Annotated in this window: 32 protein-coding genes; 27 read left to right on the forward strand and 5 right to left on the reverse strand. The window is 55.8% G+C overall.

All coding sequences use genetic code 11. The features are described from left to right. Positions 1–260: 260 nt before the first annotated feature. Together ACR0J5_RS00005 and ACR0J5_RS00010 are read left to right on the forward strand one after the other, a co-directional pair. Positions 261–437 carry a hypothetical protein gene (locus ACR0J5_RS00005; protein WP_480649786.1) on the forward strand — a complete coding sequence of 59 codons (177 nt, stop codon included), beginning with the start codon at positions 261–263 and terminating at the stop codon, positions 435–437. A 207-nt stretch (positions 438–644) separates the two neighbouring features. Continuing rightward, entirely contained in the window at positions 645–1,889 is a 1,245-nt protein-coding gene (locus ACR0J5_RS00010; RefSeq protein WP_480649787.1) for a cation:proton antiporter domain-containing protein, read from the forward strand. A gap of 361 nt (positions 1,890–2,250) precedes the next feature. Here ACR0J5_RS00010 and ACR0J5_RS00015 read toward each other — a convergent pair whose 3' ends face one another. Then, entirely contained in the window at positions 2,251–2,922 is a 672-nt protein-coding gene (locus ACR0J5_RS00015) for a DUF3800 domain-containing protein (protein ID WP_480649789.1), read from the reverse strand. Positions 2,923–3,212: 290 nt separating this feature from the next. Here ACR0J5_RS00015 and rpsJ point away from each other — a divergent pair, with 290 nt between their 5' ends. From rpsJ to ACR0J5_RS00035, 4 genes are read left to right on the forward strand one after another with little or no spacing between them, the layout of a single operon-like run. Then, positions 3,213–3,527, forward strand: coding sequence for a 30S ribosomal protein S10 (gene rpsJ / locus ACR0J5_RS00020; protein ID WP_008756422.1), 315 nt, complete (start codon positions 3,213–3,215; stop codon positions 3,525–3,527). 18 nt (positions 3,528–3,545) lie between these two features. Next, complete coding sequence (gene rplC / locus ACR0J5_RS00025; protein WP_480649790.1) at positions 3,546–4,271, forward strand: 50S ribosomal protein L3; 726 nt, start codon at positions 3,546–3,548, stop codon at positions 4,269–4,271. After that, the gene (gene rplD / locus ACR0J5_RS00030; protein WP_008756644.1) at positions 4,268–4,885 is read left to right on the forward strand and encodes a 50S ribosomal protein L4; all 618 of its coding nucleotides are present in this window, start codon (positions 4,268–4,270) and stop codon (positions 4,883–4,885) included. The genes rplC and rplD overlap by 4 nt, the downstream gene beginning before the upstream one ends. Beyond that, entirely contained in the window at positions 4,882–5,178 is a 297-nt protein-coding gene (locus tag ACR0J5_RS00035) for a 50S ribosomal protein L23 (RefSeq protein WP_009176651.1), read from the forward strand. The genes rplD and ACR0J5_RS00035 overlap by 4 nt, the downstream gene beginning before the upstream one ends. An 89-nt stretch (positions 5,179–5,267) precedes the next feature. Here the strand turns inward: ACR0J5_RS00035 and ACR0J5_RS00040 are convergent, their stop codons facing one another. Together ACR0J5_RS00040 and ACR0J5_RS00045 are read right to left on the reverse strand one after the other, a co-directional pair. Continuing rightward, the gene (locus ACR0J5_RS00040) at positions 5,268–5,816 is read right to left on the reverse strand and encodes a hypothetical protein (RefSeq protein WP_480649793.1); all 549 of its coding nucleotides are present in this window, start codon (positions 5,814–5,816) and stop codon (positions 5,268–5,270) included. After that, on the reverse strand, positions 5,809–6,096 hold the full coding sequence (locus ACR0J5_RS00045; RefSeq protein WP_480649795.1) for a hypothetical protein: 288 nt from the start codon (positions 6,094–6,096) through the stop codon (positions 5,809–5,811). Before ACR0J5_RS00045 ends, ACR0J5_RS00040 begins: the two co-directional genes overlap by 8 nt. A gap of 710 nt (positions 6,097–6,806) precedes the next feature. Between ACR0J5_RS00045 and rplB the strand changes: the two genes are divergently transcribed. Genes rplB through rplP form a run of 5 tightly spaced genes read left to right on the forward strand, consistent with a single transcriptional unit; the run spans position 6,807 to position 9,451 of the window. Beyond that, positions 6,807–7,649, forward strand: a complete 843-nt coding sequence (gene rplB / locus ACR0J5_RS00050; RefSeq protein ID WP_008757664.1) for a 50S ribosomal protein L2 — start codon at positions 6,807–6,809, stop codon at positions 7,647–7,649. A 3-nt stretch (positions 7,650–7,652) separates the two neighbouring features. Continuing rightward, positions 7,653–7,931 (forward strand): 30S ribosomal protein S19, encoded by a 279-nt coding sequence (gene rpsS, locus ACR0J5_RS00055; protein WP_005980699.1) that lies wholly within the window; start codon positions 7,653–7,655, stop codon positions 7,929–7,931. Between the two features lie 3 nt (positions 7,932–7,934). Beyond that, positions 7,935–8,315 carry a 50S ribosomal protein L22 gene (gene rplV, locus ACR0J5_RS00060; RefSeq protein WP_039538267.1) on the forward strand — a complete coding sequence of 127 codons (381 nt, stop codon included), beginning with the start codon at positions 7,935–7,937 and terminating at the stop codon, positions 8,313–8,315. Continuing rightward, positions 8,315–9,025: a 30S ribosomal protein S3 gene (gene rpsC / locus ACR0J5_RS00065; RefSeq protein WP_480649797.1), complete on the forward strand. Its 711-nt coding sequence runs from the start codon at positions 8,315–8,317 to the stop codon at positions 9,023–9,025. The genes rplV and rpsC overlap by 1 nt, the downstream gene beginning before the upstream one ends. A 12-nt stretch (positions 9,026–9,037) precedes the next feature. Beyond that, positions 9,038–9,451, forward strand: coding sequence for a 50S ribosomal protein L16 (rplP, locus tag ACR0J5_RS00070; RefSeq protein WP_058283513.1), 414 nt, complete (start codon positions 9,038–9,040; stop codon positions 9,449–9,451). Positions 9,452–9,535: 84 nt separating this feature from the next. Here the strand turns inward: rplP and ACR0J5_RS00075 are convergent, their stop codons facing one another. Further along, on the reverse strand, positions 9,536–10,000 hold the full coding sequence (locus tag ACR0J5_RS00075) for a hypothetical protein (protein WP_480649798.1): 465 nt from the start codon (positions 9,998–10,000) through the stop codon (positions 9,536–9,538). A 161-nt stretch (positions 10,001–10,161) separates the two neighbouring features. Between ACR0J5_RS00075 and ACR0J5_RS00080 the strand changes: the two genes are divergently transcribed. The 4 genes from ACR0J5_RS00080 to ACR0J5_RS00095 all read left to right on the forward strand — a co-directional run bounded on the left by ACR0J5_RS00080 (position 10,162) and on the right by ACR0J5_RS00095 (position 12,370). Next, on the forward strand, positions 10,162–10,710 hold the full coding sequence (locus tag ACR0J5_RS00080) for an amino acid synthesis family protein (protein WP_480649800.1): 549 nt from the start codon (positions 10,162–10,164) through the stop codon (positions 10,708–10,710). Between the two features lie 127 nt (positions 10,711–10,837). Next, positions 10,838–11,296, forward strand: coding sequence for a flavodoxin domain-containing protein (locus tag ACR0J5_RS00085; RefSeq protein ID WP_480649802.1), 459 nt, complete (start codon positions 10,838–10,840; stop codon positions 11,294–11,296). A 43-nt stretch (positions 11,297–11,339) separates the two neighbouring features. Then, positions 11,340–11,960, forward strand: a complete 621-nt coding sequence (locus ACR0J5_RS00090) for a 2OG-Fe(II) oxygenase family protein (RefSeq protein WP_480649804.1) — start codon at positions 11,340–11,342, stop codon at positions 11,958–11,960. A 203-nt stretch (positions 11,961–12,163) separates the two neighbouring features. Beyond that, on the forward strand, positions 12,164–12,370 hold the full coding sequence (locus tag ACR0J5_RS00095) for a cold-shock protein (protein ID WP_480474053.1): 207 nt from the start codon (positions 12,164–12,166) through the stop codon (positions 12,368–12,370). 98 nt (positions 12,371–12,468) lie between these two features. On the opposite strand, the gene ACR0J5_RS00100 is transcribed toward ACR0J5_RS00095, so the two are convergent. Beyond that, positions 12,469–12,804, reverse strand: a complete 336-nt coding sequence (locus tag ACR0J5_RS00100) for a hypothetical protein (protein WP_480649806.1) — start codon at positions 12,802–12,804, stop codon at positions 12,469–12,471. Between the two features lie 278 nt (positions 12,805–13,082). Between ACR0J5_RS00100 and rpmC the strand changes: the two genes are divergently transcribed. The 12 genes from rpmC (at position 13,083) to ACR0J5_RS00160 (ending at position 17,870) form a co-directional block, all read left to right on the forward strand. After that, complete coding sequence (rpmC, locus tag ACR0J5_RS00105; RefSeq protein WP_010437082.1) at positions 13,083–13,289, forward strand: 50S ribosomal protein L29; 207 nt, start codon at positions 13,083–13,085, stop codon at positions 13,287–13,289. 4 nt (positions 13,290–13,293) lie between these two features. Beyond that, positions 13,294–13,524, forward strand: coding sequence for a 30S ribosomal protein S17 (gene rpsQ / locus ACR0J5_RS00110; RefSeq protein WP_008757253.1), 231 nt, complete (start codon positions 13,294–13,296; stop codon positions 13,522–13,524). Positions 13,525–13,600: 76 nt separating this feature from the next. Beyond that, positions 13,601–13,969 (forward strand): 50S ribosomal protein L14, encoded by a 369-nt coding sequence (gene rplN / locus ACR0J5_RS00115; RefSeq protein ID WP_008757934.1) that lies wholly within the window; start codon positions 13,601–13,603, stop codon positions 13,967–13,969. A 2-nt stretch (positions 13,970–13,971) separates the two neighbouring features. Then, positions 13,972–14,283 (forward strand): 50S ribosomal protein L24, encoded by a 312-nt coding sequence (rplX, locus tag ACR0J5_RS00120; RefSeq protein WP_068340764.1) that lies wholly within the window; start codon positions 13,972–13,974, stop codon positions 14,281–14,283. Continuing rightward, a complete protein-coding gene (gene rplE, locus ACR0J5_RS00125) occupies positions 14,276–14,836 on the forward strand; it encodes a 50S ribosomal protein L5 (protein WP_480649808.1) in 561 nt (186 codons plus the stop codon). Before rplX ends, rplE begins: the two co-directional genes overlap by 8 nt. A 19-nt stretch (positions 14,837–14,855) precedes the next feature. Next, positions 14,856–15,161 (forward strand): 30S ribosomal protein S14, encoded by a 306-nt coding sequence (rpsN, locus tag ACR0J5_RS00130; protein ID WP_068340744.1) that lies wholly within the window; start codon positions 14,856–14,858, stop codon positions 15,159–15,161. 13 nt (positions 15,162–15,174) lie between these two features. Further along, on the forward strand, positions 15,175–15,567 hold the full coding sequence (rpsH, locus tag ACR0J5_RS00135) for a 30S ribosomal protein S8 (protein WP_039523381.1): 393 nt from the start codon (positions 15,175–15,177) through the stop codon (positions 15,565–15,567). 11 nt (positions 15,568–15,578) lie between these two features. Then, positions 15,579–16,112 carry a 50S ribosomal protein L6 gene (gene rplF, locus ACR0J5_RS00140; RefSeq protein WP_170440485.1) on the forward strand — a complete coding sequence of 178 codons (534 nt, stop codon included), beginning with the start codon at positions 15,579–15,581 and terminating at the stop codon, positions 16,110–16,112. 11 nt (positions 16,113–16,123) lie between these two features. After that, a complete protein-coding gene (rplR, locus tag ACR0J5_RS00145; protein WP_039523386.1) occupies positions 16,124–16,483 on the forward strand; it encodes a 50S ribosomal protein L18 in 360 nt (119 codons plus the stop codon). A gap of 116 nt (positions 16,484–16,599) precedes the next feature. After that, entirely contained in the window at positions 16,600–17,169 is a 570-nt protein-coding gene (rpsE, locus tag ACR0J5_RS00150; protein WP_480649811.1) for a 30S ribosomal protein S5, read from the forward strand. Between the two features lie 12 nt (positions 17,170–17,181). Next, positions 17,182–17,370 (forward strand): 50S ribosomal protein L30, encoded by a 189-nt coding sequence (gene rpmD / locus ACR0J5_RS00155; RefSeq protein WP_480649812.1) that lies wholly within the window; start codon positions 17,182–17,184, stop codon positions 17,368–17,370. 116 nt (positions 17,371–17,486) lie between these two features. Then, positions 17,487–17,870: a hypothetical protein gene (locus ACR0J5_RS00160; RefSeq protein ID WP_480649814.1), complete on the forward strand. Its 384-nt coding sequence runs from the start codon at positions 17,487–17,489 to the stop codon at positions 17,868–17,870. Positions 17,871–17,950: the final 80 nt, after the last annotated feature.

The following is a 17,950-nucleotide window of genomic DNA, read 5'->3' on the forward strand; positions in this document are numbered from 1 at the left end:
TCGAGTAAGGCGCGAGGGTGCGGAGATTATTCGTCGAATAATCTCGGACCCAACCGTTGACTCAAAGAAGGCCGTCCCAAACAGGGGCGGCTTTTTTAGTTGGAAAGACAACCTTTGGTCCTGCTGGCGTTTCGCAAATCAATCATCTGCCGTGCAACGTCTGGACGTCTTAATCAAATGCACATGCTTGCATAAGTCTTGGCGCCTATCTCGGTGAGGGAAGACACAGCGCAATTCCCCCAGCACAGAAAGGCTGCAACATGTTTGGCGACACTTTTTTCACCTATGCAACCCGGCTTATGCATAGCGGCGACCTTGATGATATGCAGGATGCCATTTTGTGCGAACCTGTCCCCGAGGCTGAGCATGACCAGAAGGATACCGACACCCCGCAGGAGCCTGAGGACCGTGTCATTCCTTTGGCGCGCTGCGCCTGACATTTGGCTATTTAAAACATGGGGCCGCTTCTGAGGGAGCGGCCTTTTGCATTGGCAAACCTGGCGGGGCTAACCCCTTATAGCACGCGACCGGTCGCGCATGCCTCGACGGCGGGTTGATGGTGCGTTATCGTACAAGGCTACCAAGCCTCGTCGTTGAACGGGGTGTTTCCGTAAGGCACATTTGTTCGCAGTTCTTTGACCCCAATGGAAAATTACCTGCTCTTGTCCTTTGTCCTGCTGGGTGCAGGCATCGCCATCGTGCCAATCGCCGTGTGGCTTGGGCTGGGTTCGGTGCTTGGATTTCTGATCGCGGGTATGTTGCTGGGGCCAACGCTGTCCGTCCTGAACGTGAATATCGAGAACCTCGAACAATTCGCTGAATTCGGCGTCGTCATGATGCTGTTCCTGATCGGGTTGGAACTGGCCCCGAAAAAGCTGTGGGATCTGCGGCGCAGGCTGATTGGATTGGGCGGTCTGCAAATGGTGTGCACGACCCTGGCCATCATGGGGCTGGCCCTTGTCTTGGGTCAACAATGGCAGGTTGGGCTAACGGTGGGCCTGATCTTTTCGCTGTCATCCACGGCCATTGTCCTGCAGACCCTGCATGAAAAGGGGCTGCTTATGGGCAGTGGGGGGCAGTCGAGCTTTTCCGTTCTGTTGATGCAGGACATTGCTGTCATCCCGATCCTGGCATTTCTGCCATTGCTGGCGATGCCTGATCTGGCGGCTACGGGCCTGAACACCGTCAGCCATGGGCCCGCGACAAGCCCGGGCTTTTCTCTGAATCTCGTGCAGGGCCTGCCGGAATGGCTCAGGGCGGTTGTGACGCTGGGGTCGATCTGTCTGGTAATCGTCGGCGGCGCTTACCTCACCGGCCCTGTGTTTCGCTATGTGGAATCTGCCAATTTGCCCGAGCTTTTCACGGCCATGGCCCTGACGCTGGTGGTCGGCGTGGCGGTGCTGATGATGGTCGTTGGGCTCACCCCGGCACTGGGTGCCTTCATCGCCGGTGTTGTTCTGGCCAACAGCGAATACCGCCACGCGCTTGAGAAAGAGATCACGCCGTTCAAGGGCCTGTTCCTTGGTCTGTTTTTCGTCAGTGTCGGAGCGTCCGTGGACTTCCGCCTGATGCTGGATCATCTGGGGCTGGTGGTTGGGTTAACCCTGGGCGTTATGGTCATCAAGGCGGTTGTTCTGCTGGGTTTGGGGCGATTGTTCGGCGTCTCGGGTGCGAACAACTGGCTGTTTGCGTTGGGGATGGCGCAGGCCGGAGAGTTCGGGTTTGTGCTGCTGTCCTTCTCGGTCGCCACCCATGTTCTGAGCGCGGACGTGGCGAACACGCTGATCATTGTGGTTGCCCTGTCGATGGTACTGACGCCGTTATTCTTTGTGCTTTACGAAAAGGTGATCGCGCCGAGATATGAGGCAGGGCAGGCGGTGGAGGGTTAGGGTTTTCGGTCGGGCCCTGCGATAACGTGTCGTTCGGCGTTGAGCTAATCGCACCGATCGCGAAGTAAATCGGTTTTTGCTTCACGATCCGCGAAGGTGGCCGCACCGTCGACGTCGTGTCGAAGACTATTGAATAGCTCTGAAAGAGCAATGAGAGCCTATTCTATTGAAAGAAAGAAGGCCGTCCCACATCGGTGTGGCCTTTTCGATTGAAGCACAACCATTCTACTGGATGGGGCGCTGGAGCGATTAACTTGTAATCTACAATTTGTTCGCTATATTCGAGCTAAAGGTTCCCCCCCGATGATAAGAACCCAAGGGGTTCTCCGTGAGGTAGTTGGGGGGGTCAAATTCTCTAATATTAGTGGCGTATTCCGGTTCGGAATATATCAAATTCGCTTTGAATCAAATGGCGGATGGTTTCATATGTACTGGTATCTCCGTGTTCCCATTTTCTATAGATCGCCCAATTAAGATAGTCTGCAACTTGAAGGCCATAATGTGCTTTGGACGCGTGATGCATAACTCGATAGGGCGTGTCGGCAGGCAGCATTTCTTTGAGGACTGTCTTAAGCCCTTTTTCTATCGCCCTGCGCTTGCGTGCGACGGGAATTGAGTCGGTAATTACCACGAGTTCGCCGATTCCTTCCTGACTTTTACCCACGACATACCTTAGCAGGTACCCTAACATCCGCGGATAGAACTTTTCAGGGGCTTGCAACGCTGGACCAGTCTTTGACTTTTCGACCAGAACTGAGTCGACTGAGTTTTCTGCCAACCCTTGAGCTAGCATATCAAAAACGCGACGCCTCACGTGGGCATTGTCGTCGGCACAATGAAAATGTTGAAGTTCAATACGAGGTTGGATGCGATGTTCGATTAAGTCGTATTTGTAGGTATCCAAACTTGTGTGTAGCCGGAAAGGCCTTCTCATACTGACCGACGTAATACTGAAGAACTTTGTTCCATTTCTGGAAAAGTCGAAATTCCCACCCTCATCGAGAAAAATGTACAGCGTTGAGAGATCTTCCAATGCCCGCTCCTAAAAAGTGCTTTATCTTCTTGTGACGTAACTAAGAGGTTGTGTCGAGAACAGAGGTGTTCGCTTCTCACGCAAGTGACTTATGGCGGGACAGAAACTATCTTTTTCAAACCCACGGAAACCTAATTCCCCCTTGCCAAACCCCACCAACCCCACTATCACGCGCGAGTTCTCGATAAGAACGTCAAGGCGGGGTGATTCCCGCCTTTTGGGTTCGATGAGGGTTGGCGATGCGCGTCTGTCCTCCTCTCAACCTCAACGCCTGATAAAAGGCTGTATCTATGCAAAGCCAAAACATCCGTATTCGGCTGAAGGCATTTGACTATCGCGTTCTGGATGCCAGCACGCAAGAGATCGTCAACACTGCCAAGCGGACCGGCGCGAACGTGCGTGGCCCGATCCCGCTGCCGAACAAGATTGAGAAGTTCACGGTTCTCCGTGGCCCTCACGTTGACAAGAAATCCCGCGACCAGTTCGAGATCCGCACGCACAAGCGTCTGCTCGACATCGTTGATCCGACCCCCCAGACCGTTGACGCGCTGATGAAGCTCGACCTCGCTGCTGGTGTGGATGTCGAGATCAAGCTGCAGTCGTAAGATCGGAGGGTATAGATTATGCGCTCTGGTATTATCGCAAAAAAAGTTGGCATGACCCGCCTGTTCATGGAAGACGGCAAGCAGATCCCTGTGACCGTTCTTCACTTGGACAACCTGCAGGTTGTTGCACAGCGTACCGCTGACAAAGACGGCTACACCGCCGTTCAGCTGGGCGCCGGTGCTGCCAAGGCAAAACGCACCTCGAAAGCCATGCGCGGTCACTATGCCGCTGCCAAGGTTGAGCCCAAGCGTAAGCTGGCCGAGTTCCGCGTCTCTGCTGATGGCCTGATCGATGTGGGCGCCGAGATTTCGGCAGAACACTTCCTGGAAGGTCAGAAAGTTGACGTTTCGGGTACCTCGATCGGTAAAGGCTTTGCCGGTGCGATGAAGCGCCACAACTTCGGTGGTCTGCGCGCCTCGCACGGTGTTTCGATCAGCCACCGTTCGCACGGTTCGACCGGTCAGTGTCAGGACCCGGGCAAGGTTTTCAAAGGCAAGAAGATGGCCGGTCACATGGGTGCTGCCCGTGTAACCACCCAGAACCTGGAAGTCGTCAAAACCGACGCGGACCGGAACCTGGTCTTCATCAAAGGCGCCGTTCCCGGACCGAAATCGGGCTGGGTCACCGTCAAGGACGCCGTGAAGAAGAAAGCACCGGAAGGCCTGCCTTTCCCGGCTGCTGTGAAATCGGCTGCAACCGAAGCACCTGCGGAAGAAGCTCCCGCGGAAGGTGGTGAAGCATGAAACTTGATGTAATCAAACTGGACGGCGGCAAAGCCGGCGACATCGAGCTGAACGCCGATCTGTTCGGCCTCGAGCCGCGCGCGGACATCCTGCACCGTGTGGTCCGTTGGCAGCGCAACAACGCGCAGGCCGGCACCCACAAGGTAAAGACCCGCTCGGAAACCAGCTACTCGACCAAGAAGATCTATCGCCAGAAGGGCACCGGTGGCGCTCGTCACGGTGACCGCAACGCGCCGATCTTCCGTGGTGGTGGTATCTACAAAGGCCCCGTCGTACGTTCGCACGGCCACGACCTGCCCAAGAAGTTCCGCAAGCTTGGCCTGCGCCACGCTCTGTCGGCCAAAGCCAAGGCAGGTGAACTGGTTGTGATCGAGAACGCCGAAGCCGAAGGCAAGACCGCCGCTCTGGCCAAACAGGTTGCAAACCTGGGCTGGAAACGCGCTCTGGTCATCGACGGCGCGACCGTGAACGAAGGGTTCCTGAAAGCGTCCAAGAACATCGAAGGTCTGGATATCCTGCCGTCGATGGGCGCAAACGTCTATGACATCCTCAAGCGTGACACTCTGGTGCTCACCAAAGCGGCTGTCGAAGCACTGGAGGCTCGTCTGAAATGAGCGCGAAGGCAGAACACTACGACGTGATCCGCAAGCCGATCATCACCGAGAAGTCGACCATGGCGTCCGAAAACGGCGCGGTTGTCTTTGAAGTGGCGATCGACAGCAACAAGCCGCAGATCAAAGAGGCCGTTGAGGCGCTGTTTGGTGTGAAGGTCAAAGCGGTGAACACCACTGTGACCAAAGGCAAGGTCAAGCGGTTCCGCGGCCAGCTGGGCAAGCGGAAAGACGTCAAAAAAGCATATGTGACCCTGGAAGAGGGGAACACCATCGACGTGTCCACCGGTCTCTGATCGGATCGCGTTTGTGGAGAGAGCTAAAGGCCCCCGCGAAAGCGGGGGTTTTTTTGTTGGTATTAGTAGTTTTTGAGTGGCGAGCGCGGTCAAAAATCAGCTACTGGCAACCCAAGTTCCGGACCTACTTTCAACTTAACAGCGGTTCTAGCAAGAGCTGCACCGGGGCTGGTGATGAGTACCCAAGTCGCGAAGGCAATTTTGCTATTGGGACTGGCTTCTAGAAGACGTCCAATACTGACTTCTGCGATTGCAACCCACATTCTAGCTTCCTCTAGAGTGGGTCGGCAAGTAGGATCATAGTCCACACGCTTTCTGGCATCCTGCAAGCGAACAAAAGCAGCAGCGAAACCTTCGATTTCTTCCGGAAAGCCGATGGACTTGGCTTTTGAACAGGCATCTTTACACGAGCCATGCGAAAGACCACGGTAGACTTCTACCCAAGCGCGGTTGGGGCGGTCTTCACGGTTTTCGCCAACCAAGCTGTGCGCCGAAACTCGTGCAAGCGCATGGTAAACGGCAAAATATGCTGTGCTGATTGCTCTTCGTAGATCGGTCTGGCTAACGTCTTCGTCCCTGGGGGCGAGCAGTTTGTTTGCAGTTGCCACCAAGCTCTCGGCCAACTGTTCGTCAGGCATGTACCTCGTGTCCAATTGACGGTGTGACTACAGGGAAGAATTTGCTCCACTTGTCGCCTTTTTCGGCAAGTGATCGGCGCATTTTTCCTGTTAGTCCAAAATATCCTTGGGCGAATTCTGTGGGATCCACTGTTGTGCTCACAATAAGAGTAACCCGTATTTCACGGGCTTCAGTGTCGATTATTACGTCTTCAATTTTGATGTCTGCTATCAATTCTGCAGGGAACGCCTCAGTGACAGCAGCTTCTAACCGCTTGAGCACTTGGTTCGGAATATTCATTTGTTATCTCCCTATGACACCACGATTGCATGGCGCGGTGCACATTCAAAGAAAAAAATGATGTGACTCGTTTGTTGACTACGTAATATTGATTTTAGGTATAAACAATAGCTTACCACAGCAAACGTAGGGGCAGATTGTCGCTTGACGCCACACCCCGAAGTATGTTGCTTGGTCTTTGGATGCCCGTCGTCATCTCTATTCCTCTCCGGCTTCTAAGGTGAAGACCTAAGAGGGGTTTTCACGAGCGCAGACTTAAGTCTGCAGTCGTGATTAAGGAGAAATTCTATGACGACATGTAGTTGGCCGAAACCGGTACGCGTTCGCGCGTATACCCGGTTTCGGAACGGGCGCTGGGAATACGTAGTATCCCATTGCCGGAGTTATCCGTCGTAAGGCGCTGCAACGCCAATGACGTTCTGTAGATAAGATGGCGGGCATCTACCAACAATAGACTAAGGTGGCAAGTGAGAATAGGTGAACAACTATTTTGTGAATTCTTCGCAATGTTGCCGTTGTGATTCACTTTCTCCCTATAGACACCCACCCCCAACCCTGTTACACGCTCCCAATCTTACGGCCTCGGATTCGTTCCGGGGCCTCTGATATTTGTAACCGGGGACCTTCGGGGCCCTTCACCTTGGGCACCTACGGGGGCCTATCACATAGCAGGGAAATCCCCTGCACTTGCTAAACGGAAGACAGAAAGCATGGCACTCAAGTCGTACAAGCCGACGACGCCGGGCCAGCGCGGGCTGGTGCTGATCGACCGTTCGGAGCTTTGGAAAGGACGTCCGGTCAAGTCTCTCACTGAGGGTTTGACCAAATCGGGCGGCCGGAACAACACCGGACGGATCACTTCACGCCGCCGCGGCGGTGGCGCAAAGCGTCTCTACCGGATCGTTGACTTCAAACGGAACAAATTTGATGTCGCGGCAACCGTCGAGCGGATCGAATATGACCCGAACCGGACCGCATTCATCGCACTGGTAAAATATGAAGACGGCGAGCAGGCATATATCCTGGCTCCGCAGCGTCTGGCTGTTGGTGACAAAGTCGTGGCATCCGCCAAGGCTGACATCAAGCCGGGCAACGCAATGCCGTTCTCGGGCATGCCCATTGGTACCATTGTCCACAACATCGAGATGAAGCCTGGCAAAGGCGGTCAGATCGCACGTGCGGCCGGTACTTACGCGCAATTCGTTGGTCGCGATGGCGGCTATGCTCAGATACGTCTGAGCTCGGGCGAGCTGCGCATGGTCCGTCAGGAATGCATGGCCACCGTCGGTGCCGTGTCCAACCCCGACAACAGCAACCAAAACCTCGGTAAAGCCGGTCGTATGCGCCACAAGGGCGTGCGTCCGTCGGTTCGTGGTGTTGCAATGAACCCGATCGATCACCCGCACGGTGGTGGTGAAGGTCGTACCTCGGGTGGCCGTACGCCGGTTACGCCTTGGGGTAAGGACACCAAGGGTAAGCGTACCCGCAACAAGAACAAAGCGTCCCAGAAGCTGATCATCCGCTCGCGGCACGCCAAGAAGAAGGGACGTTAATCCATGTCTCGCTCTGTTTGGAAGGGTCCTTTCGTCGATGCTTACGTGCTGAAAAAAGCCGAAGCAGCGCGCGAGTCGGGCCGCAACGAAGTCATCAAAATCTGGTCGCGTCGTTCCACCATTCTGCCCCAGTTCGTGGGTCTGACCTTTGGTGTGTACAACGGCCAGAAGCATATTCCCGTCAACGTCTCGGAAGACATGATCGGTCAGAAGTTCGGTGAATACTCGCCGACCCGTACCTATTATGGCCACGCCGCAGACAAAAAAGCGAAGCGGAAGTAAGTCATGGGCAAGGAAAAGAACCCCCGCCGCGTGGCTGAAAACGAAGCAATGGCGAAAACCCGCATGCTTCGCACCAGCCCGCAGAAACTGAACCTGGTTGCGCAAATGATCCGCGGCAAGAAAGTTGAGAAGGCTCTGACCGACCTGACTTTCAGCAACAAGCGTGTCGCGCAGGACGTCAAAAAGTGTCTGCAATCCGCAATCGCCAACGCCGAGAACAACCACAACCTGGATGTCGACGAGCTGATCGTTGCCGAAGCATGGGTTGGTAAGAACCTGGTCATGAAGCGCGGTCGCCCGCGTGCCCGTGGCCGTTTCGGCAAAATCATGAAGCCGTTCTCGGAGATCACCATCAAGGTGCGTCAAGTTGAGGAGCAAGCCTAATGGGTCATAAAGTAAATCCGATCGGCATGCGCCTTCAGGTCAACCGCACCTGGGACAGCCGCTGGTACGCCGACACCAAGGACTACGGTGATCTTCTGCTGGAAGACCTCAATATCCGTGAGTTCATCAACAAAGAGTGCAAGCAGGCCGGTGTTGCCCGTGTGATCATCGAACGTCCGCACAAGAAGTGCCGCGTTACAATCCACACGGCTCGTCCCGGTGTCATCATCGGCAAGAAAGGTGCAGACATTGAAGTTCTGCGCAAAAAGCTTGCTCGTATGACCGACAGCGAACTGCACCTGAACATCGTCGAAGTGCGCAAGCCCGAGCTTGACGCGCAGCTGGTTGCCGAGTCCATCGCTCAGCAGCTGGAACGTCGTGTTTCGTTCCGTCGCGCCATGAAGCGGTCGGTTCAGAACGCCATGCGCATGGGCGCCCTGGGTATCCGGGTGAACGTCGCGGGTCGTCTGGGCGGCGCCGAAATCGCACGGACCGAGTGGTACCGCGAAGGCCGCGTGCCTCTGCACACTCTGCGTGCCGACATCGATTACGCACATGCCGAAGCGATGACCCCCTACGGGATCATCGGGATCAAGGTCTGGATCTTCAAAGGTGAGATCATGGAGCACGATCCGCAGGCACGTGACCGTAAAGCACAGGAACTCCAGGACGGCCCTGCACCTCGTGGTGCTGGTGGCGGTCGTCGCTAAGGAGGGAGAGATATGCTTCAACCAAAGCGTACTAAATTCCGCAAGATGCACAAAGGCCGGATCAAGGGTCTCGCCAAAGGCGGCTCTGATCTGAACTTTGGCACCTACGGCCTGAAAGCTCTTGAGCCTGAGCGTGTAACTGCACGCCAGATCGAAGCTGCACGTCGTGCCATGACACGTCACATGAAACGTCAGGGTCGCGTCTGGATCCGCATCTTCCCCGACACTCCGGTCACGGCTAAGCCGATCGAAGTTCGTATGGGTAAAGGTAAGGGTTCGGTCGACCGCTGGGCCTGCAAAGTCAAGCCTGGCCGCGTGATGTTCGAGATCGACGGCGTCAATGACGACATCGCCCGCGAGGCCCTGCGCCTGGCCGCGATGAAGCTGCCGATCAAGACCCGCGTCGTGGTTCGCGAAGACTGGTAAGACTATCGGGGGTAACCCTGGTTTCGAAAAAGGCCCCCGGCGTGTTCGCGCCGGGGGCCTTTGTGCTTTCGGACGTAGTGGGTGTTATGTTGGATCGGGCTCGGCCGAGTTGCGCGAGGCCAGCACTTGCCAAACCCATGCCAGGATCAATGTCATCCCGACATGCGCGATAAACGAGGACTGGGTATAGGCACCGAATCCCATCATGAAGCTGCGGCCAACCGCCGGCGCCAAGATGCCTTGCGCAGCAAACCACAGCGCAATTCCCGCCAGCGCGCCGGACGGAATATAGCCCAATCCGGTGATTTTCTTCATGGTCCAAACAACTCCGGCAAAGCCGACGGCACCGATGAGGAAGTGCACCGCAAAAGCGACCCCGTAGGGCAGCGCGAGGCCGGTGAATTGAGCGGTGAGCGCGACGACAAGATTGGCTGGCTGAAGGGCGACGCCAAACAGAAGCGGGGAAACAAGCCAGGCATAGAGCTCAAAGGCAAGTTCGCCGACCAACCCGGCAATAAGAAGGCTTGGGGCAGAGGGAAATTGGGGCATGGCGGTAGATCCGGTATCGTGAGGGCGACAGGCACAGACCATCTATGTATTCAGCTGCGCATTGCTAGCGCTAAAGGTTCAAGAATTAGAGAGGGTTTACAGCACACTTGCCTCTTCTGAGTCAGCGCTTAGGCTACGCGGCACGTCTGAGGGAGGGCTCCATGGTTCAGCTGCGTAAGAAGATGTTCGTCAAAGAAATCATAACCACCGATCAGTTGGGCCAGCCAGGTGAGCCGATCAGCCGGGTTGCGGCGTTGGCAGTGATGCGGAACCCTTTGGCCGGGCGGTTCTTGGATGATCTTTCAGAGTTGTTCGAAATCGGTGCAATTCTGGGCCCCGAACTCGCCGCCGAGGCGATTTCTCAACTGGATGGCGCTCCAGTCTCTTATGGCAAAGCTGCCATTGTCGGCATGAACGGCGATCTGGAGCAGGGCGGGGCGGTGATCCACCCCAAACTGGGGGCACCCATGCGGGCCGCTGCGGGCGGGGGCGAGGCGGTGATCCCCTCGAACGCCAAGCTGGGCGCGCCAGGTTGCGCGATTGATCTGCCGCTGGGGCATAAGGACAACCCTTGGTCTTTCGATCATTTCGACACGATGACGCTGACCATTCCGGACGCTCCGAAACCGGACGAAATTGTCTTGTGCCTTGCCTATGCGGATGGTGGCCGGCCCATCCCGCGCTGCGGCAAAGGTCCGGTGCAAAGCTAAAGGCCACCATTGCTCTTGCAGATAGCCCGCTGACCGCTAATTTGCCCTCTACCGACTCGAGCTGAGGGAGAGATTTGCCCGCTTCGTCGTAGGCAAAATCAATACAGCGAAACTCGGGGCCTATCTCATGCACCTTCATCTTCTTCACGGTACCGAAACCGGTACGTCTGAATTTCTGTGCGAAGACCTTCAAACCGCTTTGCCCGATCAGGTCGACTGCACGGTTCAAAGCCTTGATGATCTTTCACCAGCCGACATGAGCGCGGATCGGCATTATGTTCTGGTTCTGTCGACCTTTGGGTCAGGCGAATTGCCCTTTACGGCCAAGGCGTTCTTTGAAGCCCTGCGCAAGCAGACCCCTGATCTGAGCCACGTGCGCTTTTCTGTGTTCGGATTGGGCGACACGACATTTGATACGACCTTTAACCACGGGTCTGAGCACATGATGAATCAGATGCTGGCCTGCAACGCCCGGATGATCGGGGAGCGTTACCTGTTTGACACGTCCTCAGGCGACAAGGCCGAGGATGTGGCGCTGGACTGGCTGAAAGGCATATTGGCGGACCAGCAGGTCGAGCAGGGCTAGTTCCCCTCTCGCACTTGGGGGCGGGCTGGTTTATAGGCGGGTCATGCCACAGATTGAATCACTCTTCGTGACCCGCCTTTACCGTGCCTCTCTGTCCGAGTTCGATCCCAAGATCGACGCGGAGGAGCTTGAAAGCTCGTGCCTTGTCATCGCCGAAGACGATGAGGCCGGGCAGGAATGGTGTGAAGAGAACGGCTATCCTGGGTATACCAGCTATGCCTCACTGACCGACCTGCCGTGGCGGTTCCCGATCTTTGCCGATCTGGTCGCCGCGCTGGACCAACACGTCGCGGCCTTTGCCAAGGATCTGGAGTTTGATCTGGGCGAGGGGGAATTGAAACTGGAAGACCTCTGGATCAACATCCTGCCCGAGGGCGGCATGCATTCCAGCCACCTGCACCCGCACAGCGTGATCTCGGGCACGACCTATGTGGCGATGCCCGAGGGGGCGAGTGCCTTGAAGCTGGAAGACCCCCGCTCAGGCCGCATGATGGCCGCGCCGACGCGTTTGAAAGGAGGGCGGAGGGATTTGCAGCCATTCATCTATATGAAGCCTCAGGTGGGCGACGTGTTGCTGTGGGAAAGCTGGCTGCGCCACGAGGTGCCGATGAATATGGCCGAGGATGAGCGGATTTCGGTGAGTTTCAATTATAAGTGGGAGTAAGGCTGAGCTGACAATGCGATCACGCTTTTCAGAAGGTTTGGAATAAACCTTGCAATGTTCAGTGGATTGCCCCATGTGAACCATGCATACGTTTTTCTATTTCGACCACTGTCTCCCATTATTTGGCGTTCAGTCTCTCGATCCAGACCGACTACGCCGCGCTGTCGCAATTCCGCGGACGGCAATTCAAAGGAGATACGGATATGGCCAATGGCACCGTAAAATGGTTCAACACAACTAAAGGTTTTGGCTTCATCGCACCGGAGACCGGTGGCAAAGACGTGTTTGTACACATCTCAGCTGTCGAGCGCTCGGGTCTGACCGGTTTGGCCGACAACCAGAAAGTAACATTCGACATCGAACCCGGCCGTGACGGTCGCGAGTCGGCTGTGAACATCGCTCTGGCATAAGTCGCCAGACTTAGGCAGTTAAAGACGCGGTCCTGTGCAAACGGGTCCGCGTTTTGCGTTTGTGGGACACATGGTCATGTTTAACTGGACCAGATCCCTTACCTTAAACCGCATTGCTTCTTGGATAGACGAACGGTTTTCTTGAGCTGGCTATGTGTTTTTCTTTGAGATTGTTTGAGGCTTTCCATTTCTTTCGTGCGGGACTCGCCAGAATACATCGCTTCTGTCCACAATACGTAGAGTTCGGGCGAAAGGTTCTGTTGGGCGATTTGAGCCATGCACCGACATTGATCGATGGACATGCCGTTTAGTCGGTTGTCCGTATTCGCCTTGTCGCAAACCTTGGTGCTCGAGATTGCTTGGGCTTGTACCGAAGCGGCGCCTAGAACCAGGGAAACGACCAATAAACTAGTCTTCATAACTAAGCCTTCCAATTTCCAATGACTTACCTGTATTTCGCACTTTTCAACTACTTTTGCTCGGCACGCAATATCAGAGCATACTGGATGCAGGATGCACCAAATTGAGCGATGAAGTGTGAATTGGACTTACACCAAACTTCCTCTTGCCACCCACCCCCTAACCCCCTATAGAGCGACATCCTGCGATCTCCCGGCGTTGTCGGGCGATTCGTATGTCTATAATTCATCCACCAGGTCCAAGGTGACCCTGTCAGGGGGCCTTCTGGTGTTTTGAGCAAAGGAAAAAGGCGATGAACGCCCAAGAACTGCGTGACAAGACCCCGGACCAGCTCCGCGAGGAACTGGCCAACCTGAAGAAAGAAAGCTTTAACCTGCGCTTTCAACAGGCCACCGGTCAGCTGGAAAACACAGCCGGTATCAAAGCGGCCCGCCGCAATGCTGCCCGCGTCAAAACCATTCTGAACGAAAAGGCCGCTGCCGCGGCATCCGAGGAGTAATCAGATGCCCAAGCGTATCCTGTCCGGCACCGTAACCAGCGACGCCAACGAACAGACCGTAACCGTATCCGTCGAGCGCCGCTTTACGCATCCGGTTCTGAAGAAAACCATCCGTAAGTCCAAGAAATACCGGGCTCACGATGAAAAGAACGCCTTCAAGGTCGGCGATACAGTCCGCATCATCGAATGCGCGCCGAAATCGAAGACGAAACGTTGGGAAGTTCTGGAGGCGTAAGCCCCCGGGATTTTCCCATTTGTCGAAACCCTGGGGGATTTAACTAGACCAGCCCCCACAGGTCGGGAGAAACCACATGATCCAGATGCAGACCAATCTGGATGTCGCTGACAACTCCGGCGCACGCCGAGTTCAGTGCATCAAGGTCCTGGGTGGTTCCAAGCGTAAATACGCCTCCGTCGGCGACATCATTGTCGTCTCGGTGAAGGAAGCCATCCCGCGCGGCCGCGTAAAGAAAGGGGACGTCCGTAAGGCCGTCGTCGTACGCACCGCCAAGGAAGTCCGTCGCGAAGACGGCACCGCGATCCGTTTCGATCGCAACGCCGCCGTCATCCTGAACAACAACAACGAGCCAGTCGGTACCCGTATCTTTGGCCCCGTTGTTCGTGAACTGCGCGGCAAGAACTTCATGAAAATCATCTCGCTGGCTCCGGAGGTGCTGTAATCATGGCTGCTAAACTCCGCAAAGGCGACAAGGTCGTCGTGCTGGCCGGCAAGGACAAGGGCAAAGAGGGAACTATTTCCTCGGTTGACCCCAAGGCCGGTAAAGCTGTTGTCGAAGGCATCAACATTGCCATCCGTCACACCCGTCAGTCGCAAACTTCGCAAGGTGGCCGTCTGCCCCAGGCAAACCCGATCGAATTGTCGAACCTGGCGCTGCTGGACAAAAACGGCAAAGCAACCCGCGTTGGCTTCCGCATGGAAGGCGACAAGAAGGTCCGCTTCGCCAAGACCACAGGGGACGTGATCGATGCTTGATTCCGCAACCTACACCCCGCGTCTGAAAGCTCAGTACGTTGAAACCATCCGTGCCGCTCTGAAAGAAGAATTCGGCTACAAGAACGACATGCAGCTGCCCAAGCTGGACAAGATCGTTCTGAACATCGGTTGTGGTGCTGAGGCGGTCAAAGACTCGAAGAAAGCGAAAGCTGCTGTCGAAGACCTGACTGCGATTGCTGGTCAACAGGCCGTTTCAACCAAGGCGAAGAAGTCGATCGCGGGTTTCCGCGTCCGTGAAGACATGCCGCTGGGCGCGAAAGTGACCCTGCGCGGTGACCGGATGTACGAATTCCTGGATCGCCTGATCACCATCGCGCTGCCGCGCGTTCGTGACTTCCGCGGTGTTAAGCCGTCTTTCGATGGTCAGGGCAACTTTGCCATGGGCATGAAAGAGCACATCGTGTTCCCGGAAATCGACTTCGACAAAGTCGACGAGGTCTGGGGCCTGGATATCGTAATTGCCACCACAGCGAAAACCGACGCTGAAGCAAAGAGCCTGTTGAAAGCTTTCAACATGCCCTTCAACGCTTAAGCGCCGCGAGGATTGAGACATGGCTAAAAAAGCAATGATCGAACGCGAGAAGAAGCGCGAACGCCTGGTGGCCAAATATGCCGCAAAGCGTGCCGAGCTGAAAGAAATCGCGAATGACGAGAGCCGCCCGATGGAAGAGCGTTTCAAAGCGCGTCTGAAACTGGCGAAACTGCCGCGCAACAGCTCGGCAACCCGTCTGCACAACCGTTGTCAGCTGACCGGTCGTCCCCACGCTTACTACCGTAAGCTGAAGGTCAGCCGTATCGCGCTGCGCGAGCTGGGTTCTGCTGGTCAGATTCCCGGCATGGTGAAATCGAGCTGGTAAGGGAGACATAGATATGAATGATCCTATCGGCGATATGCTCACCCGTATCCGCAACGCGCAAATGCGCGGCAAGTCCACCGTTTCCACCCCGGCTTCCAAGCTGCGCGGTTGGGTTCTGGACGTGCTGGCGGACGAAGGTTACATCCGTGGCTATGAAAAGACGACCGGTGAAAACGGTCATCCGGCCATCGAAATCAGCCTGAAATACTACGAAGGCACCCCTGTCATTCGCGAACTCAAGCGGGTTTCGAAACCCGGTCGTCGCGTCTACATGGGCGTCAATGACATCCCGCAGGTCCGTCAGGGCCTGGGCGTGTCGATTGTCAGCACTCCGAAAGGTGTGATGTCGGACCAGAACGCACGCTCCAACAATGTTGGCGGCGAAGTGCTTTGCACCGTCTTCTAAGGAGGTCTGCAATGTCTCGTATTGGTAAAAAACCGGTCGAGCTGCCCAGCGGCGTTTCCGCCTCTGTGTCGGGTCAGACCATCGAAGTCAAAGGTCCGAAAGGCACCCGCAGCTTCACCGCAACTGATGACGTAACGCTGTCGGTCGAAGACAACGTTGTGCAGATCAACCCTCGTGGCATGTCCAAGCGTGCCCGCCAGCAGTGGGGCATGAGCCGCACCATGGTTGCCAATCTGGTAACCGGTGTGACCGAAGGCTTCAAAAAAGAGCTGGAGATCCAGGGTGTTGGTTACCGGGCTCAGATGCAGGGCAACACCCTGAAGCTGAACCTGGGCTACAGCCACGATGTTGATTTCACTGCTCCGGAAGGTGTCACCATCACCGCGCCGAAGCAGACCGAGATCGTTGTGGAAGGTATCGACCAGCAGCAGGTGGGCGAAGTCGCGGCCAAAATCCGCGAATGGCGCCGTCCCGAGCCGTACAAAGGCAAGGGCATCCGCTATAAGGGCGAGTTCATCTTCCGCAAGGAAGGCAAGAAGAAGTAAGGACGCAGACAATGGCAAACAGCAAAAGAACCCTGTTTCTGAAGCGCCGCCTGCGCGTTCGGAACAAACTTCGCAAAGTCAACGCCGGCCGTGTACGCCTGTCGGTTCACCGCTCGAACAAGAACATCAGTGTTCAACTGATCGACGACGTTCGTGGCGTGACCCTGGCTTCGGCCTCGACCCTGGAAAAAGATCTGGGTGTTGTTGGCAAGAACAACGTCGAAGCGGCCACCAAAGTGGGCGCGGCCATCGCCGAGCGTGCCAAGAAGGCAGGCGTCGAAGAGGCCTATTTCGATCGTGGTGGCTTCCTGTTCCACGGCAAGGTGAAGGCAGTAGCCGACGCCGCGCGTGAAGGTGGTCTGAAGATCTAAGACCTGCGGGCAGCCTTCGGGCTGTCCCGATGATCCGGGGGCCCTGACGTCAGTCGGGGCTCACTTGGATTGAAGAAAACGGCGCCGTATGCGCCACATGAGAAAAGGGATGCCAAATGGCAGAACGTGAAAACCGTCGGGGCCGTGGCCGCGACCGTGAAGAAGCACCGGAATTTGCAGATCGTCTGGTCGCAATCAACCGTGTGTCGAAAACCGTAAAAGGTGGTAAGCGCTTTGGCTTCGCCGCTCTAGTGGTTGTCGGCGATCAGAAAGGCCGCGTGGGCTTTGGCAAAGGTAAAGCGAAAGAAGTACCTGAGGCCATCCGCAAGGCGACTGAACAAGCCAAGCGTCAGATGATCCGCGTGCAACTGCGCGAAGGTCGGACCCTGCACCACGACATCGAGGGCCGTCACGGCGCTGGTAAAGTGGTTATGCGCACCGCACCTGAAGGTACTGGTATCATCGCCGGTGGTCCGATGCGTGCTGTGTTCGAAATGCTGGGCGTCAAGGACGTTGTGTCCAAGTCGATCGGCTCGCAGAACCCCTACAACATGATCCGCGCCACCATGAACGGCCTGCAGAAAGAGCAGAGCCCGCGTTCGGTCGCGCAGCGTCGTGGCAAAAAGGTTGCCGACATCCTGCCCAAGCGGGACGAAGCACCTGCTGCTGCTGAAGCAGAAGCATAAGGAGAGCGAGTCATGGCAAAAACCATCGTCGTCAAGCAGATCGGTTCCCCGATCCGCCGCCCCGCCGAACAGCGCGCAACCCTGATCGGTCTGGGCCTGAACAAGATGCACAAAACCCGTGAGCTGGAGGACACTCCTTCGGTGCGCGGCATGGTCAACAAGATCCCGCATCTGGTTGAGATCATCCAAGAGCGCGGCTGAGCGCGATCTCTTTTAAGTTTTGAAAGCGCCTCTGACTGCGGTCAGGGGCGTTTTTTGTTGCGATATGACCAAATAAGTCTAGGTTTGATACTTGTTTTTCAGACAGGAAATTTGACATGAAACTTTATCTGATCGCGATTTGCGCGATTTTCGCCGTAACCGTATCTTTCGCCGACTGCCCCTCTAAAGCCCCAAAAATCAAAAAGGGCTTTCTCTCGGATGGTGACCAGAAAGTGACTGCGGCTTGGCTGCAAAAAAACCTTTCGGGACGCAAAGTGGTCTATCAGGGCAATGAAGTGGAAACCTATTTGGCTAACGGCTCTTACTCTTATAGGGCTGGTGGGCAGTCCTATGACGCGGCTACTTACAAGTTTTATGAGAATGGAATGCGCTGCATCGGATATTCGACTCCGCGATTTGATCTCTACGTCGTTAACAACGGAAAACTGGTCCTGGTAAATGCCCAAAAGCAGCGGTTTGTAGGTCAAATTCGCAAATAGCGCTTGGGGCTTTGCCTTGCGAGACTCAAACGCCGAACTTTCCTCCAATTGACCCATGCAATGATTGCAAGGCGGCTAGA

The organism is Ruegeria sp. BE1 (genome assembly GCF_056538885.1).

What these genes read in the sequence shown, in the direction of transcription:
- ACR0J5_RS00005 (WP_480649786.1), top strand. Translation starts at nt 261, where the DNA reads ATGTTTGGCGACACTTTTTTCACCTATGCAACCCGGCTTATGCATAGC.
- ACR0J5_RS00010 (WP_480649787.1), top strand. Translation starts at nt 645, where the DNA reads ATGGAAAATTACCTGCTCTTGTCCTTTGTCCTGCTGGGTGCAGGCATC.
- rpsJ (WP_008756422.1), top strand. Translation starts at nt 3,213, where the DNA reads ATGCAAAGCCAAAACATCCGTATTCGGCTGAAGGCATTTGACTATCGC.
- rplC (WP_480649790.1), top strand. Translation starts at nt 3,546, where the DNA reads ATGCGCTCTGGTATTATCGCAAAAAAAGTTGGCATGACCCGCCTGTTC.
- rplD (WP_008756644.1), top strand. Translation starts at nt 4,268, where the DNA reads ATGAAACTTGATGTAATCAAACTGGACGGCGGCAAAGCCGGCGACATC.
- ACR0J5_RS00035 (WP_009176651.1), top strand. Translation starts at nt 4,882, where the DNA reads ATGAGCGCGAAGGCAGAACACTACGACGTGATCCGCAAGCCGATCATC.
- ACR0J5_RS00040 (WP_480649793.1), bottom strand. Translation starts at nt 5,816, where the DNA reads ATGCCTGACGAACAGTTGGCCGAGAGCTTGGTGGCAACTGCAAACAAA.
- ACR0J5_RS00045 (WP_480649795.1), bottom strand. Translation starts at nt 6,096, where the DNA reads ATGAATATTCCGAACCAAGTGCTCAAGCGGTTAGAAGCTGCTGTCACT.
- rplB (WP_008757664.1), top strand. Translation starts at nt 6,807, where the DNA reads ATGGCACTCAAGTCGTACAAGCCGACGACGCCGGGCCAGCGCGGGCTG.
- rpsS (WP_005980699.1), top strand. Translation starts at nt 7,653, where the DNA reads ATGTCTCGCTCTGTTTGGAAGGGTCCTTTCGTCGATGCTTACGTGCTG.
- rplV (WP_039538267.1), top strand. Translation starts at nt 7,935, where the DNA reads ATGGGCAAGGAAAAGAACCCCCGCCGCGTGGCTGAAAACGAAGCAATG.
- rpsC (WP_480649797.1), top strand. Translation starts at nt 8,315, where the DNA reads ATGGGTCATAAAGTAAATCCGATCGGCATGCGCCTTCAGGTCAACCGC.
- rplP (WP_058283513.1), top strand. Translation starts at nt 9,038, where the DNA reads ATGCTTCAACCAAAGCGTACTAAATTCCGCAAGATGCACAAAGGCCGG.
- ACR0J5_RS00075 (WP_480649798.1), bottom strand. Translation starts at nt 10,000, where the DNA reads ATGCCCCAATTTCCCTCTGCCCCAAGCCTTCTTATTGCCGGGTTGGTC.
- ACR0J5_RS00080 (WP_480649800.1), top strand. Translation starts at nt 10,162, where the DNA reads ATGGTTCAGCTGCGTAAGAAGATGTTCGTCAAAGAAATCATAACCACC.
- ACR0J5_RS00085 (WP_480649802.1), top strand. Translation starts at nt 10,838, where the DNA reads ATGCACCTTCATCTTCTTCACGGTACCGAAACCGGTACGTCTGAATTT.
- ACR0J5_RS00090 (WP_480649804.1), top strand. Translation starts at nt 11,340, where the DNA reads ATGCCACAGATTGAATCACTCTTCGTGACCCGCCTTTACCGTGCCTCT.
- ACR0J5_RS00095 (WP_480474053.1), top strand. Translation starts at nt 12,164, where the DNA reads ATGGCCAATGGCACCGTAAAATGGTTCAACACAACTAAAGGTTTTGGC.
- rpmC (WP_010437082.1), top strand. Translation starts at nt 13,083, where the DNA reads ATGAACGCCCAAGAACTGCGTGACAAGACCCCGGACCAGCTCCGCGAG.
- rpsQ (WP_008757253.1), top strand. Translation starts at nt 13,294, where the DNA reads ATGCCCAAGCGTATCCTGTCCGGCACCGTAACCAGCGACGCCAACGAA.
- rplN (WP_008757934.1), top strand. Translation starts at nt 13,601, where the DNA reads ATGATCCAGATGCAGACCAATCTGGATGTCGCTGACAACTCCGGCGCA.
- rplX (WP_068340764.1), top strand. Translation starts at nt 13,972, where the DNA reads ATGGCTGCTAAACTCCGCAAAGGCGACAAGGTCGTCGTGCTGGCCGGC.
- rplE (WP_480649808.1), top strand. Translation starts at nt 14,276, where the DNA reads ATGCTTGATTCCGCAACCTACACCCCGCGTCTGAAAGCTCAGTACGTT.
- rpsN (WP_068340744.1), top strand. Translation starts at nt 14,856, where the DNA reads ATGGCTAAAAAAGCAATGATCGAACGCGAGAAGAAGCGCGAACGCCTG.
- rpsH (WP_039523381.1), top strand. Translation starts at nt 15,175, where the DNA reads ATGAATGATCCTATCGGCGATATGCTCACCCGTATCCGCAACGCGCAA.
- rplF (WP_170440485.1), top strand. Translation starts at nt 15,579, where the DNA reads ATGTCTCGTATTGGTAAAAAACCGGTCGAGCTGCCCAGCGGCGTTTCC.
- rplR (WP_039523386.1), top strand. Translation starts at nt 16,124, where the DNA reads ATGGCAAACAGCAAAAGAACCCTGTTTCTGAAGCGCCGCCTGCGCGTT.
- rpsE (WP_480649811.1), top strand. Translation starts at nt 16,600, where the DNA reads ATGGCAGAACGTGAAAACCGTCGGGGCCGTGGCCGCGACCGTGAAGAA.
- rpmD (WP_480649812.1), top strand. Translation starts at nt 17,182, where the DNA reads ATGGCAAAAACCATCGTCGTCAAGCAGATCGGTTCCCCGATCCGCCGC.
- ACR0J5_RS00160 (WP_480649814.1), top strand. Translation starts at nt 17,487, where the DNA reads ATGAAACTTTATCTGATCGCGATTTGCGCGATTTTCGCCGTAACCGTA.